Genomic DNA, 415 nt, shown 5'->3' with positions numbered 1-415 from the left:
TCGTAATCTGGATCATTAAAATTCAGATGAACCAAGACAACAGCTTCTTTCTCTGACGCATCATCGAAAGCTGTTTGAATATCCGGTCTGTCGAACAATCAAATACTCCTATTCTTCTTGGTTAACATTAACATTACGTGCAGGCACGATAGTTGATATAGCATGCTTGTATACCATTTGATTGACAGAGTTTTTAAGTAAGATGACAAACTGATCGAAGGAATCAATCTGACCTTGAAGTTTGATACCGTTTACTAAATAAATAGAAACTGGAATATTTTCTTTTCTTAAAGCATTCAAGAAAGGGTCCTGAAGAGTCTGTGCTTTTGCCATCTTTCACTCCATATATTGTTATTATTTTTGACTGTTTAATATCTCATTCTAAAAGCCTTAACAGAATCGTCAAGCATTATTC

Annotated in this window: 1 protein-coding gene; it reads right to left on the bottom strand. The window is 34.2% G+C overall.

The window, feature by feature from the left end; translation table 11 throughout:
* Positions 1 to 108: 108 nt before the first annotated feature.
* Positions 109 to 333: an RNA chaperone Hfq gene (gene hfq / locus B4K20_RS14375; protein WP_286304266.1), complete on the bottom strand. Its 225-nt coding sequence runs from the start codon at positions 331 to 333 to the stop codon at positions 109 to 111.
* Positions 334 to 415 lie beyond the last annotated feature (82 nt).

This window comes from Methylophaga sp. UBA5088 (genome assembly GCF_002414625.1).
Classification (GTDB): Bacteria; Pseudomonadota; Gammaproteobacteria; order Nitrosococcales; family Methylophagaceae; genus Methylophaga; species Methylophaga marina.
This window is presented reverse-complemented; position numbering and strand designations above follow the sequence as displayed.